The organism is Sphingomonas sp. Sphisp66, assembly GCF_047324325.1.
In the GTDB taxonomy this organism is placed as follows: Bacteria; Pseudomonadota; Alphaproteobacteria; order Sphingomonadales; family Sphingomonadaceae; genus Sphingomonas.
In genome coordinates, this window is sequence record NZ_CP168508.1 from 1,747,206 (window position 1) to 1,764,702 (window position 17,497).

The 17,497-nt window shown below is 67.6% G+C and carries 21 protein-coding genes; 8 read left to right on the plus strand and 13 right to left on the minus strand.

Annotated features, from left to right (window positions below; translation table 11 throughout):
* Window positions 1-23: 23 nt before the first annotated feature.
* Window positions 24-692 carry a tetratricopeptide repeat protein gene (locus ACEN8G_RS08515; RefSeq protein WP_413417833.1) on the plus strand — a complete coding sequence of 223 codons (669 nt, stop codon included), beginning with the start codon at window positions 24-26 and terminating at the stop codon, window positions 690-692.
* Between the two features lie 286 nt (window positions 693-978).
* Here ACEN8G_RS08515 and ACEN8G_RS08520 read toward each other — a convergent pair whose 3' ends face one another.
* The 8 genes from ACEN8G_RS08520 to ACEN8G_RS08555 all read right to left on the minus strand — a co-directional run bounded on the left by ACEN8G_RS08520 (window position 979) and on the right by ACEN8G_RS08555 (window position 6,957).
* Complete coding sequence (locus ACEN8G_RS08520; RefSeq protein WP_413740770.1) at window positions 979-1,677, minus strand: META domain-containing protein; 699 nt, start codon at window positions 1,675-1,677, stop codon at window positions 979-981.
* Window positions 1,678-1,753: 76 nt separating this feature from the next.
* A complete protein-coding gene (locus tag ACEN8G_RS08525) occupies window positions 1,754-2,554 on the minus strand; it encodes a TrmH family RNA methyltransferase (RefSeq protein WP_413417837.1) in 801 nt (266 codons plus the stop codon).
* A 104-nt stretch (window positions 2,555-2,658) separates the two neighbouring features.
* Window positions 2,659-2,931 (minus strand): HPr family phosphocarrier protein, encoded by a 273-nt coding sequence (locus ACEN8G_RS08530; protein WP_183995472.1) that lies wholly within the window; start codon window positions 2,929-2,931, stop codon window positions 2,659-2,661.
* A complete protein-coding gene (locus tag ACEN8G_RS08535) occupies window positions 2,928-3,335 on the minus strand; it encodes a PTS sugar transporter subunit IIA (RefSeq protein ID WP_413417840.1) in 408 nt (135 codons plus the stop codon). The genes ACEN8G_RS08530 and ACEN8G_RS08535 overlap by 4 nt, the downstream gene beginning before the upstream one ends.
* A gap of 1 nt (window position 3,336) precedes the next feature.
* The gene (gene rapZ / locus ACEN8G_RS08540) at window positions 3,337-4,275 is read right to left on the minus strand and encodes an RNase adapter RapZ (RefSeq protein ID WP_413417842.1); all 939 of its coding nucleotides are present in this window, start codon (window positions 4,273-4,275) and stop codon (window positions 3,337-3,339) included.
* Window positions 4,272-4,700, minus strand: a complete 429-nt coding sequence (locus tag ACEN8G_RS08545) for an aldolase (RefSeq protein ID WP_413417844.1) — start codon at window positions 4,698-4,700, stop codon at window positions 4,272-4,274. The genes rapZ and ACEN8G_RS08545 overlap by 4 nt, the downstream gene beginning before the upstream one ends.
* On the minus strand, window positions 4,701-6,281 hold the full coding sequence (locus ACEN8G_RS08550; RefSeq protein WP_413417846.1) for a stimulus-sensing domain-containing protein: 1,581 nt from the start codon (window positions 6,279-6,281) through the stop codon (window positions 4,701-4,703). It lies immediately after the preceding gene.
* Complete coding sequence (locus ACEN8G_RS08555) at window positions 6,250-6,957, minus strand: response regulator transcription factor (protein WP_184166614.1); 708 nt, start codon at window positions 6,955-6,957, stop codon at window positions 6,250-6,252. The genes ACEN8G_RS08550 and ACEN8G_RS08555 overlap by 32 nt, the downstream gene beginning before the upstream one ends.
* Before the next feature lie 202 nt (window positions 6,958-7,159).
* Here ACEN8G_RS08555 and ACEN8G_RS08560 point away from each other — a divergent pair, with 202 nt between their 5' ends.
* Genes ACEN8G_RS08560 through ACEN8G_RS08570 form a run of 3 tightly spaced genes read left to right on the plus strand, consistent with a single transcriptional unit; the run spans window position 7,160 to window position 9,628 of the window.
* On the plus strand, window positions 7,160-8,761 hold the full coding sequence (locus tag ACEN8G_RS08560) for a phosphoenolpyruvate carboxykinase (protein WP_413417850.1): 1,602 nt from the start codon (window positions 7,160-7,162) through the stop codon (window positions 8,759-8,761).
* Between the two features lie 38 nt (window positions 8,762-8,799).
* Entirely contained in the window at window positions 8,800-9,249 is a 450-nt protein-coding gene (locus ACEN8G_RS08565; protein ID WP_413740771.1) for a hypothetical protein, read from the plus strand.
* 58 nt (window positions 9,250-9,307) lie between these two features.
* Entirely contained in the window at window positions 9,308-9,628 is a 321-nt protein-coding gene (locus tag ACEN8G_RS08570) for a hypothetical protein (RefSeq protein ID WP_413419428.1), read from the plus strand.
* A gap of 104 nt (window positions 9,629-9,732) precedes the next feature.
* Here ACEN8G_RS08570 and ACEN8G_RS08575 read toward each other — a convergent pair whose 3' ends face one another.
* The 5 genes from ACEN8G_RS08575 to ACEN8G_RS08595 form a co-directional block, all read right to left on the minus strand.
* The gene (locus ACEN8G_RS08575) at window positions 9,733-10,077 is read right to left on the minus strand and encodes a DUF2809 domain-containing protein (RefSeq protein WP_413419317.1); all 345 of its coding nucleotides are present in this window, start codon (window positions 10,075-10,077) and stop codon (window positions 9,733-9,735) included.
* A 32-nt stretch (window positions 10,078-10,109) separates the two neighbouring features.
* Window positions 10,110-10,433, minus strand: coding sequence for a hypothetical protein (locus ACEN8G_RS08580; protein WP_413419315.1), 324 nt, complete (start codon window positions 10,431-10,433; stop codon window positions 10,110-10,112).
* Window positions 10,430-12,250 carry a DUF885 domain-containing protein gene (locus ACEN8G_RS08585; RefSeq protein WP_413419313.1) on the minus strand — a complete coding sequence of 607 codons (1,821 nt, stop codon included), beginning with the start codon at window positions 12,248-12,250 and terminating at the stop codon, window positions 10,430-10,432. The genes ACEN8G_RS08580 and ACEN8G_RS08585 overlap by 4 nt, the downstream gene beginning before the upstream one ends.
* A gap of 113 nt (window positions 12,251-12,363) precedes the next feature.
* The gene (locus ACEN8G_RS08590; RefSeq protein ID WP_413418087.1) at window positions 12,364-12,813 is read right to left on the minus strand and encodes an NfeD family protein; all 450 of its coding nucleotides are present in this window, start codon (window positions 12,811-12,813) and stop codon (window positions 12,364-12,366) included.
* A gap of 1 nt (window position 12,814) precedes the next feature.
* Entirely contained in the window at window positions 12,815-13,807 is a 993-nt protein-coding gene (locus tag ACEN8G_RS08595) for an SPFH domain-containing protein (RefSeq protein WP_413418085.1), read from the minus strand.
* A 48-nt stretch (window positions 13,808-13,855) separates the two neighbouring features.
* Between ACEN8G_RS08595 and ACEN8G_RS08600 the strand changes: the two genes are divergently transcribed.
* Genes ACEN8G_RS08600 through ACEN8G_RS08615 form a run of 4 tightly spaced genes read left to right on the plus strand, consistent with a single transcriptional unit; the run spans window position 13,856 to window position 17,482 of the window.
* On the plus strand, window positions 13,856-14,695 hold the full coding sequence (locus ACEN8G_RS08600; protein WP_413418083.1) for an HpcH/HpaI aldolase/citrate lyase family protein: 840 nt from the start codon (window positions 13,856-13,858) through the stop codon (window positions 14,693-14,695).
* Window positions 14,696-14,734: 39 nt separating this feature from the next.
* The gene (locus ACEN8G_RS08605; RefSeq protein WP_413418081.1) at window positions 14,735-15,232 is read left to right on the plus strand and encodes a hypothetical protein; all 498 of its coding nucleotides are present in this window, start codon (window positions 14,735-14,737) and stop codon (window positions 15,230-15,232) included.
* Window positions 15,201-16,658, plus strand: coding sequence for an IMP dehydrogenase (gene guaB / locus ACEN8G_RS08610; RefSeq protein ID WP_413418079.1), 1,458 nt, complete (start codon window positions 15,201-15,203; stop codon window positions 16,656-16,658). Before ACEN8G_RS08605 ends, guaB begins: the two co-directional genes overlap by 32 nt.
* On the plus strand, window positions 16,658-17,482 hold the full coding sequence (locus ACEN8G_RS08615; protein WP_413418077.1) for a TIGR02452 family protein: 825 nt from the start codon (window positions 16,658-16,660) through the stop codon (window positions 17,480-17,482). Before guaB ends, ACEN8G_RS08615 begins: the two co-directional genes overlap by 1 nt.
* The last annotated feature ends 15 nt before the right edge of the window (window positions 17,483-17,497 follow it).

Below are 17,497 nucleotides of genomic sequence, written 5' to 3' on the forward strand. Positions count from 1 at the left end.
CGAATCGGATGGAGGGGAATTCGATGAAGCTTGTTCTTGCGCTCCTGCTTGCCGCGGCTCCGCTAGGCACCGCTATCGCTCAGGAATCGACGAACGACGCCAGGCTCGGCGAGATCGTCCAGCTGATCCAGGGCGGCCAGCCGCAACTGGCGGTGGACAAGCTCAACCCGCTGCTCGCCGACTATGAGCGCCGCTATGCCGGCAAGCCCAAGCCTTTGTGCGATGTCGAGCCGGCCGAGACCAAGGCCTATCCAGGGGTCGCGGGCAAGGATTACACGCTGGCGGAAGGCGGCTGGTGCATCGCCTTGTGGGCCAAGGGCTTCGCGCTGATCGACCTGAAGCAGCTCGATGCGGCGGTGCCCTTCCTCGAGCGCTCGGTGGCGCTGGCGCCCTTCCATCCGCATTACCTGTCCGAGCTCGGCTATGCCTATCAGGCGCAGAAGAACTGGCAGCGTTCCTATGACTTCTACGCCCGCGCCGCGGATTCGGCGCTGCGCCAGGAAGGCGACCGGCGGAACAAGTCGCTGCGCCGCGCCTGGTTCGGCATGGCCTATGACATGATCGAGATGGGCCGGCTCGACGAGGCCGCGGCGCTGTTCCGCAAATGCCTGGAAGTCTCGCCCAACGACCAGCGGGTGAAGGACGAGCTGCAATATATCGAGGAGCAGAAGGCGAAGAAGAAGACGGGCTAGGCCGTTGCGGCATCCTTGCAATGTAGGATTTCGCCTGCTTCGCTATCGGGGCCGGGTTCTGTGACCGGGCCGCTCTTTGCACGGTTGGAAAGATAGGATCGGAGCCGAGTAAGCGCGTGACGCAATGGCCGTTGTCCCGGCCATTATCCGTCACCCCGGCGAAAGCCGGGGTCTCGTGCGGCTCTTTTTCCCGCCATCGCCTGAGATCCCGGCGTTCGCCGGGATGACGGTCGGACTTCGCGCGCGGCGATGGCCTCGCCCCCCCCCCGCGAGCCGAGAGTCCCGGTCAGGGCCGGCCGCGGACCAGCGTCATGGTGCGGCCGCGGGCGTTGCTCAGCACCAGCCGGCCGCCGCGGCAGCCCCACGAGATGGTCAGCCGCTCGCCGAGCAGGCCCAGGATCGCCTGCTCCTGCAGGTTCCGGGCACGGTCGACACAGGCCATCCGGGTGCTCGCCACCCCGCCGGTGGTCAGCCGGCCGCGGGTGAAGCTGTAGCTGCCGGTGAAGCGGTTGCAGCCGGCATTGCCCGAGACGCGGCCCTTGTCGAACGAAACCGAGGGGCGGGTGCCCCGCACCACCGGACGGCCATTGAGCGCGCTGATCTGCCAGTTGCCGTCGATCAGGCCGCTGCCGGCCTCGGCACGCGGCTCGCCGCCGCAGCCCTGATAGGTGCGGCCATCGACGGTGACGGTTACCGTGTCGGGATAGCTGCGGTCGCTCATCCCGTCGCTGCACGGGCGATGGTTGGTGTTCACGTTGATCCGGCGCGTCTGCCAGATCTCGCCGGCAAAGCCGTGGATCACCTTGGGCGTCGGCACGCTCACCGGCTGGCGGCCCGGCGCCTCGAAGCGCATCGTCCGCGCGCCGATGGTCAGGCTCCAGAACGGCTCGGTGCCGCTGGCGCGATAATCCGCCTGGGCCTGCGCCGCGGCGGGCAGGACGGTCAGCGCGATCAGGCTGGCGGCGGCGATGGTCGAAAGTCGCATTGGTTCACTCCCTCTATGCGGAACACAATGCGTGGGACGGCCTGAACGGTCCATGGCCGTAACGATTAGCTGGCGTTCAGCTTCGCTGCTGGCCGAGCACCTCATAGGCCATCACGGCGGTGGCGATCGCCGCGTTGAGGCTGTCCGCCTTGCCGAGCATCGGGATCTTGACCAGCAGGTCGCAGGCCTCGGCCATGAAGCCCGGCATGCCCTGCGCCTCGTTGCCGGTCAGCAGGAAGGTCGGTGCCTCGTAGAGCGGCGCGCGATAGTCATGCTCGGTGTCGAGGCTGAGCCCGACCAGCTGGCCCGGCCCCTTGCGCAGCCAGACGAGGAAGTCGCCCCAACTCGATCGCGCCACCGGCACGGTGAACAGCGCGCCCATGCTGGCACGTACGGCCTCGACCGAGAAGGGATCGACACAGTCGTCGATCAGGATCAGCCCGCCCGCGCCGACGGCATCGGCAGTGCGCAGGATGGTGCCGAGATTGCCCGGATCGCGCAGCCGCTCGGCGACCAGCCAGATGCCCGCGCTGCTCCGGTCGAGATCGGCCAGGGTGACGGCGAAGTCGGGATAGACGCCGACGACGGCGCCCGGATTGTCCTTGCCCGAGAGCTTGGAGAGGATGTCGGCATTGGTCTCGACCGCCCAGCCGCCCTCGGCCTCGGTCGCGTCGACCAGCGCGCGGACCAGCGCATGGCCGGCCATGTCCCTGGCGTAGAACAGATATTCCGGCACCCGCCCGGCCTCGTGCGCCTCGGTCAGGATGCGCAGCCCCTCGGCGAGGAACAGGCCTTCCTCGCGGCGATGCTTCTTGTCGCGCAGGTTGCGGACGCGCTTGATGAGCGGATTGGAAAAGGCAGTGATTTCGCGAGGCATCAGTTCCCCTAGCTTCTCTCGTGCTCCTGCGAAAGCAGGAGGCCTAGGGTCACGGGCGACGGAGCTTGCAATCCTGGGCGCCTGCTTCCGCAGGAGCGCAGGGATCACTCCTCGTTGAACCGCGCCTCGACCAGCTCGACCAGTGCCTGCACCGCGCCGTCCGCGCCGGCGCCTTCCGCGCTGATCGAGATGGTGTCGCCCTTGGCGGCGCCGAGCATCATCAGGTCGAGGATCGACGTGCCCGAGGCGGTGTTGCCGTCCTTCTCGACGGTGAGTTCGACCGGCTGGGCGGTGGCGAGCGTCACGAAGGCCATGCTGGCACGCGCGTGCAGGCCGCGCTTGTTCGAGATCGTGACGTTTCGGATCGTGCGACTCAAGCGGCAGCCTCTCCCAATACTTCGGATGCTACGGTGATGTATTTCCGGCCCGCGTCCCGGGCGGCGGCCACCGCCTCGGTGACCTTCATCGTCTTGCGCGCGCTGCCCAGGCGGATCAGCATCGGCAGGTTGATGCCCGCGATCACTTCGACCCGGCCTGCCTCCATCAGCGAAATGGCGAGATTCGACGGCGTGCCGCCGAACAGATCGCTCAGCACGATCACCCCGCGGCCCGAATCGACGCCCTTGATCGCCTCGGCGATGTCCGCGCGGCGACCTTCCATATCGTCCTCGGGCCCGATGCAGATCGAGGCGATCTGCTCCTGGTTGCCCACTACATGCTCCATCGCGACTACGAACTCCTCTGCGAGTCGTCCGTGCGTCACGAGCACCAAACCGATCATCTCAAACTCCGCCCCCTGCCGTGGTCACCGGGGCCCCCTCCAGCGAGTCCTGCGGCGCGGTCTTGGTATCACGATGCGCCACCGTGGGCGAAAAACCCGCGTCGCGCAACCGGGCGGCCATCCGTTCGGCGACATGAACCGACCGGTGGCGGCCTCCGGTGCATCCGAACGCTATCGTAACATAGGCCTTCCCCTCCGCCTGATAGCGCGGGAGCAGCAGCAGCAGCAGCGACTCGATCTGCGCCATCGCCTCGGGATAGGCGGGGTCGGCGGCGATGTAGGCGGAGACATCGGCGTCCTTGCCGGTCCCCGGCCGCAGTTCCGGCACCCAGTGCGGGTTGCGCAGGAAGCGCATGTCGAACACCAGGTCCGCGTCGCGCGGCAGGCCGCGGGCGAAGCCGAAGGAGACGACCGAGATCACCGTCTCGCCCAGGCCCTCGCCCGAGAAGGTCGCGCGAATCTGCTGGGCCAGTTCGTTCGAGCTCAGGTCCGTCGTGTCGATCAGCCGATTCGCCCAGCGGCGCAGCGGCATGAGCAGCTCGCGCTCATGGGCGATCCCGTCCCATGCCGGACGATCCTGGGCGAGCGGGTGGCGGCGGCGCGTCTCCGAATAGCGCCGCTCCAGCTCGGCGCCCGAGCATTCGAGGAACAGCGTGCCGACGTCGTGGCCATGATCCTCGCGCAGCTTCTTGATGCGCCGCACGATGCTTTCGGGGTCGAAGCCGCGCGTCTGGGTGCCGATGCCGATCGCCAGAGGGCGGTCGTCGTCCACGTCCAGCCCCTCGGAGGGCGCGGTGTCGAGCAGGCGGTTGAGCAGCAGCAGCGGCAGGTTGTCGACGACCTCCCAGCCCAGGTCCTCCAGCGTTCGAAGGACCGTAGACTTGCCCGCGCCGGACATGCCGGTGACGAGCAGAATCTGCTTGGGCCGCGCCTTGCTCATCGTGCGAAGGCCTTTAGCGCATATTCGACCTTGATGGGAGCGGCGGGCTCGCCGGGGCCGAGCGCGAGCACCGGGATCTCGACACCCGCGATGCGGCGCGTGCGGCGGTCCTCGGGCAGGCGCGGCGCGTCGTCCAGCACCACCACGGCCAGCGCCACGGGTGCCTCGTCAAGGTTCGGCATCTCCACCGGCCCGATGCCGCGGATATCGACCCGCCCGCCGGTGCCCACCGGCACCGTGGCGCACAGCGTCTTGCCGCGACGGACGCAGACGGTGCGCGCATCGACCACCAGGGTCGCGCCGCGATCGAGCAGCCGGAGCAGCAGGTCGGTGCGCTGCGCATCGTCGCGCGCCTCGATCAACACACCCTTCCCATCGATCGCCACACAGGCGGCCAGGATGGATTCCGAAGACAGCTCGGCCATTTAGTTACGTCCCGCCAGTGGCAGACGAACGACGAATCGTGCCCCGCTCAATCGATCCTCCCGCGATTCGACTGAAATGCTCCCCTGGTGGCCCTCAACGATCGTGCGGGCGATGGCAAGCCCCAGGCCGGAGTGCTGGCCGAACGCCTCGTCCTGCGGCCGCACCGAGTGGAAGCGGCGGAAGATGTTGTCGCGCGCCTCCTCGGGCACGCCGGGACCTTCGTCCTCGACGCGGATCGTCAGATATTCCTCGTCGCTGGCCGCCGAGATCGCGATCAGCCCCTTGGGCGGCGAGAAGGAGATGGCGTTCTCGATAAGGTTCTCGAACACCCGCTCCAGCCGCGCGCCTTCGCCGAGCACGGTGAGCTCGACATGGGCGCTGCGATCGAAGGCGATGCGGATGCCGTTCGAAATGCCGCGCGCCTCGCGCTGGTCGAGCAGCGCCTGGATCATCGCCCCGATATCGACCGGCTCGAAGGTGGCGCGGCTGAGCTGCGCGTCGAGCCGCGAGGCCTCGGAGATGTCGGTGATCAGCCGGTCGAGCCGCAACACGTCGTCGCGGACGATCTCGAGCAGCTGGTCGCGATGTTCCTTCTTCTTCACCGCTGCCATCCCATCGACGGCGGAGCGGAGTGAGGCGAGGGGGTTCTTGAGCTCGTGGGTCACGTCCGCCGCAAAGGCCTCGGTCGCGTCGATCCGTGCGCGCAGCGCCTGGGTCATGTCGGAAAGCGCGCGTGCGAGCAGGCCGATCTCGTCGCTGCGGTCGGGCAGGCGGGGGACCACCACTTCGCGGGCGCGCCCCAGCCGTACCCGGATCGCCGCGCGGGCGAGCAGGCGCAGCGGCCGCACGATCGTCCGCGCCAGGAACAGCGAGAGCAGGATCGAGAAGACCGAGACGAACAGCAGCACCATGCCCAGCCGGAAGCGCTCGGCGCGCACCGTCTGGGTGATGTCGCGGGCGTTGACCGTGGTCATCACCACGCCCAGCTCGGTGATCGGCGCGGCGGCGGTGATCACCGGGGTGCGGTCGGGCGCCCGCCACACCGTCGCCGGCGTGCCATGCGCCGAGACGGCGGTACGCACATCGGGCCAGTCGAGCCCCTGGTCGGCGGCCCGCTCGCGGTAGAGCGGGGCGCGGTCGGCGCCCGCCACCGTGTCGATCACCGCATCAAGGATGCGCGCCGCTTCGATCCCCCAGGGATCCTTGTCCGGATCGCGCAGCACCACGTTGCGCAGCCCGAGCACCTTGCTGTCGGCGAGCAGCTTGCCCTTCTCGTCGAACAGCCGGATCCGCGTGCCGGTGTCACGCGCCAGGCTCAGCACCAGCAGGTCGCGGCGCTTCTCGTCCTTGGTCGAGGCGAGCGCCTGGGCGATCAGCCGCACCTCGCGGCTCGCCTGCTCCACCCGGCTGTCAACGATCCGGCTGCGGAACGAGTCGAGATAGGAGAAGCCGCCGCCCAGCAAGGCGAGCGCGACGATGTTCACCGCGAGGATTCGCGGCGTCAGGCTGACGCGATTGGACCATTTGAGCGCGAGGTCGCGCTCGTCCTTACTCGTCCGAGAACCGGTAGCCCGCGCCATAGAGCGTCTCGATAGCATCGAATTCCGAATCGACTTGCCGGAATTTGCGGCGGACGCGCTTGATGTGGCTGTCGATCGTTCGGTCGTCGACATAGATGTCGTCCTGATAGGCGGCATCCATCAGCTGGTTGCGGGTCTTCACGATCCCCGGGCGCTGCGCCAGCGTCTCGAGGATCAGGAACTCGGTGACGGTAAGCGTCACGTTGGTTCCGTTCCAGGTCACGCGGTGGCGCGCCGGGTCCATGGTCAGCCGGCCGCGCTCCAGCGCCTCGGCGGTGACTTCCTCACCACCTTCCGCGCTCGGCTGGGCCGCCTCGGTACGGCGCAGGATCGCGCGGATGCGGGCGATCAGCAGGCGCTGCGAGAACGGCTTGGCGATATAATCGTCCGCGCCCATCGCAAGGCCCAGCGCCTCGTCCAGCTCGTCGTCCTTGCTGGTCAGGAAGATCACCGGGATCGTGCTCTTCTCGCGCAGCTTCCGCAGCAGTTCGAGCCCGTCCATCTTCGGCATCTTGATGTCGAGCACCGCCAGGTCGGGCGGATTGTCGATCAGCGCCTTCAGCGCGCTCTCGCCATCGGAATAGACTCGCGTCAGGAAACCCTCGGTCTGCAGGGCGATCGAGACGGAGGTCAGGATATTGCGGTCGTCATCGACCAGCGCGATCGTAGCGGTCATGCGTTTGGGGCACTCGGAACCATTGATTGGACGGCGTAACCGAAACTTCTTTGCCGCTCAATCGGCTGACAACGTTTACTCGGGTTGACCCTGTTTCGGGCGCGGGCCTATGGCCGCGCAATAATATTGCACTGGGCGAGAACAGCCCGGGCAAGGACACCCCAAAGGGTGTGTGGAGACGGAGGCTAATTTGACCGAGCGCATGCCGCGCCATGGTCTCGATGCGATGGGCATCGGGACGGGCGCCGATATTTTCTGGAACCTCGAAACCGCCCAGCTCGTCGAGCAGGCCGTGACCCGCGGCGAGGGCGAGCTGGCCAAGGATGGCCCGCTGGTCGTCACCACCGGCAAGCACACCGGCCGTAGCGCCAAGGACAAGTTCATCGTCCGCGACGCGACGACCGAGGACAGCGTCTGGTGGGGCAAGGTCAACAAGGAGATCAGCCCGGCGCATTTCGCGGCGCTCAAGACCGATTTCCTCGCCGAGCTGGCGAACCGCGACACGCTGTTCGTCCAGGACCTCTATGGCGGCTCGCAGCCCGAGCACCGCGTCAATGTGCGCGTGATCAACGAGCTGGCCTGGCACAATCTGTTCATCCGCACGATGCTCGTCCGCCCCGAGGGGACCGAGCTCCCCGGCTTCGTACCCGAATACACGATCATCGACCTGCCGAGCTTCCGCGCCGATCCCGAGCGCCATGGCTGCCGCAGCGAGACGGTGATCGCGGTCAGCTTCACCGAGAAGCTGATCCTGATCGGCGGCACCGCCTATGCCGGCGAGATGAAGAAGAGCGTCTTCGGGCTGCTCAATTATCTCCTCCCGCAGGACGGCATCATGCCGATGCATTGCTCGGCGAACATTGGTCCGGACGGCGACACCGCGGTGTTCTTCGGCCTGTCAGGCACCGGCAAGACCACGCTGTCGGCCGATGCGTCGCGCACGCTGATCGGCGATGACGAGCATGGCTGGTCGGACACCGCCGTCTTCAACTTCGAGGGCGGCTGCTACGCCAAGATGATCAACCTCTCGGCCGAAGCCGAGCCGGAGATCTTCGCGACGACGAAGCGTTTCGGCACGGTGCTCGAGAATGTCGTGATGGACGAGGCGAGCCGCACGCTCGACCTGGCGGACAATAGCCTCGCCGAGAACAGCCGCGGTGCCTATCCGATCGACTTCATCCCCAACACCTCGGAGCGCAACCTCGGGCCAGTCCCGCGCAACATCATCTTCCTGACCGCGGACGCTTTCGGGGTGATGCCGCCGATCGCGAAGCTGACGCCGGACCAGGCGATGTACCACTTCCTCTCGGGCTACACCGCCAAGGTGGCCGGCACCGAGATCGGCGTGACCGAGCCTGAGGCGACCTTCTCCACCTGCTTCGGCGCCGCCTTCATGCCGCGCCACCCGGCGGTGTATGGCAACCTCCTCAAGGAGCGGATCGCCAAGGGCGGGGTGGATTGCTGGCTGGTCAACACCGGCTGGAGCGGCGGCCGCGCCACCGATCCTGGGATCAAGCGCATGCCGATCAAGGTGACCCGCGCGCTGCTCAACGCCGCGCTCGACGGCAGCCTGGCCCAGGCCGAGTTCCGCAAGGATCCGAATTTCGGCTTCATGGTCCCCGTCGCGGTCAATGGCGTCGACAGCGCGATCCTCGATCCGCGGGCGACCTGGAACAACAAGGCGGACTATGACGCCACTGCCGGCCGCCTGGTCGACCAGTTTGTCGAGAACTTTGCCCAATTCGCCGATCATGTGGATCAAGGCGTCCGCGAGGCCGCACCGCAAGTAACCACACACGCATAAACCGCCCGGTCATCGATCGGGCGACAGGAGCCCGATCGATGACCGAGTTCTCGCCAAGACTGTTCGCTACCGACGCCGAGATCGTCCATCTCGGCGAAGGCCTGCTCGCCTGTTCGCTCGCCAGGGAGGAGTGGACCCACGAGGCGCATCTCGCCGCCTGCCTCTATCTGCTCGCCGAGCGGCCCGATGTGGATGTCGACGCCGAGATCGCCGGCCTGATCTCCCGCTTCAACGAGAGCGTCGGCGGGGTGAACGACGACCAGGGCGGCTATCACGACACGATCACCCGCGCCTATGTCGCCGGCGTGCGCCTGTTCCTGTCGCAGGCCGCCGAGACCGGACTGGCCGAGCGCGTCAACGCATTGCTCGCCTCGCCCATGGGCCGGCGCGACTGGCCGCTCGGTTTCTACAGCCGCGAGCTGCTCTTCTCCGTCCCGGCGCGCCGGGGCTTCGTTCCGCCGGACCGGGCACCGTTGCCGTTGGGCTGAGCCATGCGGATGTGCTAGATACGCTCCCGTTCCGAACCCATCGTAACAGGAGCAGATCATGAGCATTCTCGACGGTATCCTCGGCCAGGTCACGCAGAACGCGGACATCGCCAATCTCGCGGCCAAGGTCGGTCTCTCGCCCGAGCATGTCGAGCAGGCCGTGCAGGCGCTCGCCAAGTTCCACCCGATGGACGTCGACACCGCCGAAGGCGCGTCCTCGGCGACCGGCCTGCCGGTGGACAAGCTCCAGGAGATCATCGGCCATATCGGCGGCGAAGGCGCGCTCGGCCATTTCGCCAACCTGCTCAAGGGCGACGGCGAAGGCGTGCTCGGCCAGATCGGCGGGCTGGCGTCGGGCCTGCTCGGCGGGAAGAGCTGAGTGAAACTCCCCTCCCTATAAGGGAGGGGCAGGGGGTGGGTGGCGTCCTGGCGACACGGTCGTCGAGGTCTCTGCCTCGACGTATCGCGCGCAAGGACCCACCCCTAACCCCTCCCTTCCAGGGAGGGGAACAAGAAGCGCTCTATCGCCAGCACCGCCACAGCCCCCGCCGCATAGGCGACGAAATCGAGCCACTCGAAGCTGCCGCCCAGCACCACGCGCGCCACCCGATCATGCACGCCGAGCAGGTCGAGCACATGGATCGCCTGGCCGAACTCGATCACCGCCCCGATCGCGAAGGCCAGCGCCGCCGCCGGCAGCACCCGAAGCGGCAGCACTGCGCGCAGCCCGCAATAGACCAGCATCACCGCCAGCACGTCGCCGAGATAGGGCCGGACGAAGCGATCCCGTACGAATAGCGCGATCGCCACCTCCACTGCGAACAGCAAGGCCGCGGCCAGTGCGTAACGCGGGCGCCAGATCATTCGGACGAGAGGATGCTGTCCGCCACCACATCGTGATGCTCGACGTGCAGCGGCCGCTCGAGCAGGTAGCGATCGTCCTCGGGATAATAGCGCGCGATCGCGATATCGTCCCCGGCAAAGCCGCGAATCTCGTCCAGGCTCTTCCACCAGCTCAGCGTCGTCACTTCGGTGGTGCCGTCGCCCAGGTCGCGGAACAGCATCTGGAATCCGAGATTGCCCGGCGTCGCGGTATAGTCGGTGCCGCCGGTCGCCGCGATATAGTCGCGATAGGCATCGCGCTCCGCGGTGCGGATCACGCCGCGCCAGCGCCGCAGGATCACGCCTTGCGCTCCGCGATATGCCGCTCGATCACATGCCCCAGCACGGTCATCGGCACATTGCCGCCCAGCACCACCGCGTCGTTGAACGCGCGGAAGTCATAGCGGTCGCCCAGCGCTGCCCTGGCGTGGTCGCGCAGCCGGTTGATCTCGCTATGCCCCACCTTGTAGCCACAGGCCTGGCCCGGCCAGGAGCAATAGCGGTCGACCTCGCCCGAGACTTCCTCGACCGAGGAGCCGTTGGCGGTGACGAACCACTCGATCGCCTGCTGGCGCGTCCAGCGCTTGGCGTGGAGGCCGGTATCGACCACCAGCCGGCAGGCGCGGAAGCCCAGCGACTGGAGATAGCCGAGCTTCTCCGCCGGGTTCTCGGCATAGACGCCCAACTCGTCGGCCAGCTGCTCGGCATAGAGCGCCCAGCCTTCCGAATAGGCGTTGAACGCCAGTATGCTGCGGATCAGCGGCATCCTGTTGGCATATTCGCCCTGCCAGACATGGCCCGGAATGCCTTCGTGATAGGCGAGGTCGGGCACGCTGAAGCGGGTGTGCAGGCTGGTGGTGCGCAGGTTCAGCCAGACCTTGCCCGGCACCGTGCCGTCGATCGATCCGGCACCGCCATAGGCGCCCGGCGCGCCCGGCTCTTCTTCCAGCGGCAGGCGGCGCACCTCGACATTGCCCTTCACCAGCGTGTGGAATGCCTGCGGCATCCGCCCGCGGATATCGGCGATGCGGTCCTGCATGAACTTGATGATCTCGGCGCGGCCCGCGTCGCTCTCCGGGAAGGCGAAGCGCGGGTCCTTCGCCAGCGCCTCCATCCGCGCGCCGACCGAGCCTTGCGAATAGCCTTCCTTCTTGAGGATGGCATCCATCTCGGACTGGATCTTCGCCAGCTGGTCGAGGCCCATCTTGTGGACCTCGTCGGGGGTCATCGTCGTCGTGGTGCCCGCGCTCAGCGCCCAGGCGTAATAGGCGTCGCCGTCCTTGAACTTCCACACGCCGGCATCGCTGGTCGCGCGGGCACGGTGCTTTTCCAGCTCGGCGATCTGCCGGTCCAGCGCAGGGCTGAGCTTGTCCTTGGCGAGCAGCCAGGCGCGTTCGCCGAAATCGCCGTTCATCCCGGCGGTGCGGTTGGCGACCGAGGTCACCACGCCCCAGCCGGCCGGATTGCCGCTTCGGGCGAGCTTGATCTGCTTCAGGCACTTGTCGAGCAGGAAGTCGGGGGCGATCACGCCCTTGCGCGCCGCGATCTTCAGCCGCTCGGTCTCGCCGTCCACCTGCTCGGCATAGCTTTCCAGCCGGTCGAGATAGGCCTCGCCATCCTCCGGCGTCGCGATCTGGTGGTCGCTGTCGAGCATGCGCGGCGTGTCGAGGAACGCGCCGACATTCTGCACCACCACATAGGGCGTGTTGCGCCAGCCGCCGGTCGGAACATCGCCATAGCCGAAGGCGAAGCCCTTCAGCGCGTTGGAGAAGCTCGCCTGGATCACGTCGATATGGGTGCGCATCGCCGGGCTCAGCGCGTTCAGGTCGAGCCTGGCGATGTCGGCCAGCGCCTGCTTCAGGTTGGCGGCGATCTTCGCCTGGCCCTTTAGCGAGCGGTCCATCAGCTGGTGCTTCAGGTTCGCCCGCTTGTCCTTGTCGATGCCGAGCGTGGTCGACGTCTCCGGATAGTCGCGCAGCATCTGCTCGGCGACCCGGTCGATCAGCGCCTGGGCGGGCGCGTCATTCTGCGCGAGCAGCGCGCGGGCCGCGGCGGGGGCGCCGGCAAGCGCGAGCGTCGAGCCCGCGCCGAGCAGCAACTGACGGCGAGTGGTGTCCATGTGAAATCCTCGGAGTAATCGTCATCCCCGCGAAGGCGGGGATCCAGAGCCAAGAGCGGTGTCGCTTGTAACCCTGGATCCCCGCCTTCGCGGGGATGACGAAGAAAGAAACATCAGGCGGGCTCGACGTCGAGCGAGCCGCCGCGTGCGCCGGTGATGCGGACATGCGCGCCGGCGGGGGTGTCGGGGCCGCTGGCCGGCCATTCGCCGTCGCCCACCTTCACCCGGCCCCGGCCGGCGGTGATCGGCTCGACCACGGTGACCACCTGGCCGATCAGCCGGGCGACGCGGTCGTTGAGCAGCGGGTCCGCGCTCGGCACCGGGTTCTGGCGATACCAGCGCCGCCCGACCGCCACAGCCGCAGCAGACGCCGCCGCGAACAGGAACACCTCGAACACCAGGTCGAACGCCGGCACCAGCAGCGTGACCACCCCGGTCACTGCCGCGCCGGCGGCGATGAACACCAGGAAGATGCCCGGCGCCAGCAGCTCGGCGATCGCCAGCACCGCGGCAAGGATCAGCCAGGCGAGCCCCGGCATGGCGAGCAATTGGTTGAAGTCCATCTCACCCCTCCTTGGGTTCGAACGGCCGCGGGCGCGGCGGGGCAGGGGGCGCCGGCGGACGCGGCGCGCCGCCATTGCCGCCATTGCCCAGTGCTTCCTTGGCCAATTCGCCGATGCCGCCCAGCGTGCCGATCAGCTGCGTCGCCTCGACCGGGAACAGGATCGTCTTGGCATTGGGCGAAGTGGCGAACTTGCCGACCGCCTCGACATATTTCTGGGCGATGAAGTAGTTGAGCGACTGGCTCGATCCCGCCTCGATCGCGTCCGACACCAGCTGCGTCGCCTTGGCTTCCGCCTCGGCCGAGCGCTCGCGCGCCTCGGCGTCGCGGAAGGCGGCTTCGCGGCGGCCCTCGGCCTCGAGGATCTTCGACTGCTTCTGGCCCTCGGCACGCAGGATCTCCGAAGCACGTGTGCCCTCGGCCTCGAGGATGTTGGCGCGCTTTTCGCGCTCGGCCTTCATCTGGCGACCCATCGCGTTGACGATGTCGGCCGGCGGGCGGATGTCCTTGATCTCGACACGCGTGATCTTCACGCCCCAGGGCGTCGTCGCGTGATCGACCACCGAGAGCAGCCGCGCGTTGATCTCGTCGCGCTTCGACAGCGTCTCGTCCAGGTCCATCGAGCCCATCACGGTGCGCAGGTTGGTCGTGGTGAGCTGGAGCAGCGCGATATAGAGGTCGCTCACTTCATAGGCCGCCTTGGCCGCGTCGAGGACCTGGAAGAACACCACGCCGTCGGTGGAGATCATCGCATTGTCCTTGGTGATGATCTCCTGGCCGGGGATGTCGATCACCTGCTCCATCATGTTCACCCGGCGGCCGACCCGGTAGAAGAAGGCGGGGTAGAAGTTGAAGCCCGGTCCGGCGACGGTGGTGAAGCGGCCGAAATGCTCGATCGTGTATTGATAGCCCTGGCGGACGATCGTCACGCTGGAGAAGAGGTAGAGCACGACGACCACGGCCACCGCGCCCAGGAAAACATTGAGTACGAGCATTCCGACTCCCCCTTCACGATTTGCTTCTTGCTAGCATAGAGAAGGGCCATGACCACAGCCCGTCTCGCACCGCGCACCGCCCTGTTCCTGCCGGCTTCCAATCCGCGTGCGATCGAGAAGGCGCGAGGACTCTCCGCCGACCTGGTGATCCTCGACCTGGAAGACGCGGTGAAGGACGCCGACAAGGCGACTGCCCGCATCGCCGCGGTGGAGGCCGTGGCCCAGGGCTTCGGCCCGCGTCTCGCCGCGATCCGGCTGAACGGGATCGAGTCGGGCGAGCATCTGGAGGACGTCGCCGCCGTCGCCACCTCGCGCGCCGACTTCGCCGTGCTGCCCAAGGCCGAGAGCGCCGCCGATGTCGCCCAGGTCGCGAAGGCGCTCGGCAAGCCGCTGCTGGCGATGATCGAGACCCCGCTCGGGGTGCTCGCCGCCGCCGAGATCGCCGCGGTACCGGGTGTCTCCGGCCTGATCGCCGGCACCAACGACCTTGCCGCCTCGCTCCGCCTGCCGCCGTCGAGCGGCCGCGCACAGATGAGCGTGGCGCTCCAGACCATCGTCCTTGCCGCCCGCGCCAATGCGGTCTGGGCGCTGGACGGCGTGTTCAACCGGCTCGACGATCCCGAAGGCTTGGCCGCCGAATGCCGCGAGGGCAGGGCGCTCGGCTATGACGGCAAGTCGCTGATCCACCCCAACCAGATCGAGATCGCCGCCCGCGCCTTCGGTCCCACCGAACAGGAACTCGCCGAGGCCCGCGCCCTGATCGCCGCGGCGACCGGCGGTGCCGAGCGTTACGAGGGCCGGATGATCGAGACGATGCACGTCGATCAGGCCCGCGCGGTGCTCGCCCGCGCTGCCGATAGCCCCGTTACGGAACATTTCGGAGCCTAAGGGCGACCCCTTAGGTCCGGCCTATCCTATGATAGGAACATGCCCGGACTCCCCATCCTGCACCGCGACCTGACTGCCGCACTCGACGAGATCGAGGCGCTGATCGCGGAGCCAGAACTCGACCAGCTTCGCCTTTCGCGCGTCCGCCTCTACATCTCCAAGGTCAATGGCGAGCGCCGCAACAAGGTCGATGCGCTGTGCGAGGAGCTCTCGCGCCAGGCGACCGGCGTGTTCGCCGAGCAGCTGGCGGCGCTCCGCCAGTCCAATATCGAGAAGCGCATCGAATATACCGTGCATGTCGGCACCTGGGGCCCGCGCGAGGTCGCGGCCGACTGGCCGGGCTATTGCCGGGCCTCGGTGACGCTCGCCCGCAGCATCCGCGAGCAGATCGCGATCGAGCAGGCGCTGCTTTGCATGACATCCGAAAGCGCCGACCCCCTAGCGCTTTCCGACCCTCGCGGTTACATGGGCCGCCAACTTCCGAATCAGGACATTGGCGCACCCCATGGACATCCCTCTCGGCCTCACCTTCGATGACGTTCTCCTCTATCCGGGGGAATCCGAAGTCCTGCCGAGCATGGCCGACACCCGCACGCGGGTAACCCGCGGCCTTTCGCTCAACATTCCGATCCTCTCCTCGGCGATGGACACCGTCACCGAAGCCGACATGGCGATCGTCATGGCGCAGCTCGGCGGCATCGGCGTCCTCCACCGCAATCTCGACATCGAGGAGCAGGTCGAGGCGGTGCGTGCCGTGAAGCGCTTCGAGAGCGGCATGGTCGTCAATCCGATCACCATGGCGCCCACCGGCACGCTGGCCGAGGCGCGCGCGCTGATGGCCCAGCACCGGATCAGCGGCATCCCGATCGTCGAGGCTTCGGGCAAGCTCGCCGGCATCCTCACCAACCGCGACGTCCGCTTCGCCGAGCGGCTCGACCAGCCGGTCGCCGAGCTGATGACGCATGACAACCTCGCCACTGTCCGCGCCGGCGTCAGCTCGGAGGAGGCGCGCCGCCTGCTCCATTCGCGCCGTATCGAGAAGCTGCTGGTCGTCGACGATGCCTATCGCTGCGTCGGCCTGATCACGGTGAAGGACATCGAGAAGGCGGTGAACTACCCGAACGCGACCAAGGACGCTGCCGGCCGCCTCTGCGTCGCCGCCGCCACCACCGTGGGCGACAAGGGCTTCGCGCGCACCGAGGCGCTGGTCGATGCCGAGGTCGACCTGATCGTGATCGACACCGCGCATGGCCACAATGTCGAGGTCAGCCGCGCCGTCGAGCGGGTGAAGAAGCTCTCCAACCGCGTCCAGGTGATCGCCGGCAACATCGCCACCGCCGAGGCCGCCAAGGCGCTGATCAATGCGGGCGCGGACGGCATCAAGGTCGGCATCGGCCCGGGCTCGATCTGCACCACCCGCGTCGTCGCCGGCGTCGGTGTGCCGCAGCTCACCGCGGTGATGGAAGCCGCCAGCGAAGCCGCCAAGCATGACGTGCCGGTGGTCGCCGACGGCGGCATCCGCACTTCGGGCGACGTCGCCAAGGCGATTGCCGCCGGCGCCTCGACTGCGATGATCGGTTCGCTGCTCGCCGGCACCGAGGAAGCCCCGGGCGAGACCTTCCTGTACCAGGGCCGCGCCTACAAGTCGTACCGCGGCATGGGCTCGGTCGGCGCGATGGCGCGCGGCTCGGCGGACCGCTATTTCCAGCAGGACGTCAAGGACCAGCTCAAGCTCGTCCCCGAGGGCATCGAGGGCCAGGTGGCGTTCAAGGGCCCGGCCAAGGACGTGATCCACCAGCTGGTCGGTGGCGTGAAGGCGTCGATGGGCTATGTCGGTGCCGCGACCATCGACGAGTTCCAGAAGAAGGCCCGCTTCGTCCGCATCACCAATGCCGGCCTGCGCGAGAGCCATGTCCATGACGTGACGATCACCCGCGAGGCGCCGAACTACCCGACGCGCTGATGAACCGGGCGCAGCGGGTCGCTCTCGCCGAGGAGACGCTGCGCATCCTCGATCGCGGTGACTATGCCGCCGCGGACGGAACCCACGTGTCGATCCGCGACGCGGTGGATCGCGCGGTGGCAGGTACCGAGCTCTATCGCGACACCGACTTCCCGGAGCAGTTCGCGTCGGCCCCGGATGGCACCGGTCCGGTCTTCGAGCTGACCGGAGAGACCACGCTCGAAGCGGCCGAGCGCCTGGCCGGGGAGGGTGTCGCCGATCCGTTCGTCCTCAATTTCGCCTCGGCCAGGAACCCGGGGGGAGGTTTCCTCAGCGGCTCGCAGGCGCAGGAGGAATCGCTGGCCCGGGCCTCGGCGCTCTATCCCAGCCTCAACGCCCGGTTCGCGTTCTACGAGCATAATCGCGCCGGAACGAGCTGCCTCTATTCGGACTGGATGATCTATTCGCCCGCCGTCCCGGTGTTCCGCCGCGACGATGGCGGTCTGCTCGCCCGGCCCTATGCGGTGAGCTTCCTCACTGCGCCCGCGGTCAATGCCGGGGCCGTGCGGCAGAACGAGCCCGAGCGTGCCGGCGCGATCGATGCGGTCAATCGCGAACGAGCCCGAAAGCTGCTCTGGATCGCGCATCGCAAGGGCCACAAGGCGCTGGTGCTCGGCGCCTGGGGCTGCGGCGTGTTCCGCAACGATCCCGCCGTCATCGCCGCGATGTTCTCCGGCCTGCTGACCGGCGAGTTCGCGGGGTGTTTCGAGCGCGTTGTAATGGCGATCTACGACACCACCGCGGATCAGCAGGTACGGAGCGCGTTCGGAGCGCATTTTGGCTAGTTGGGGAAGGGCATC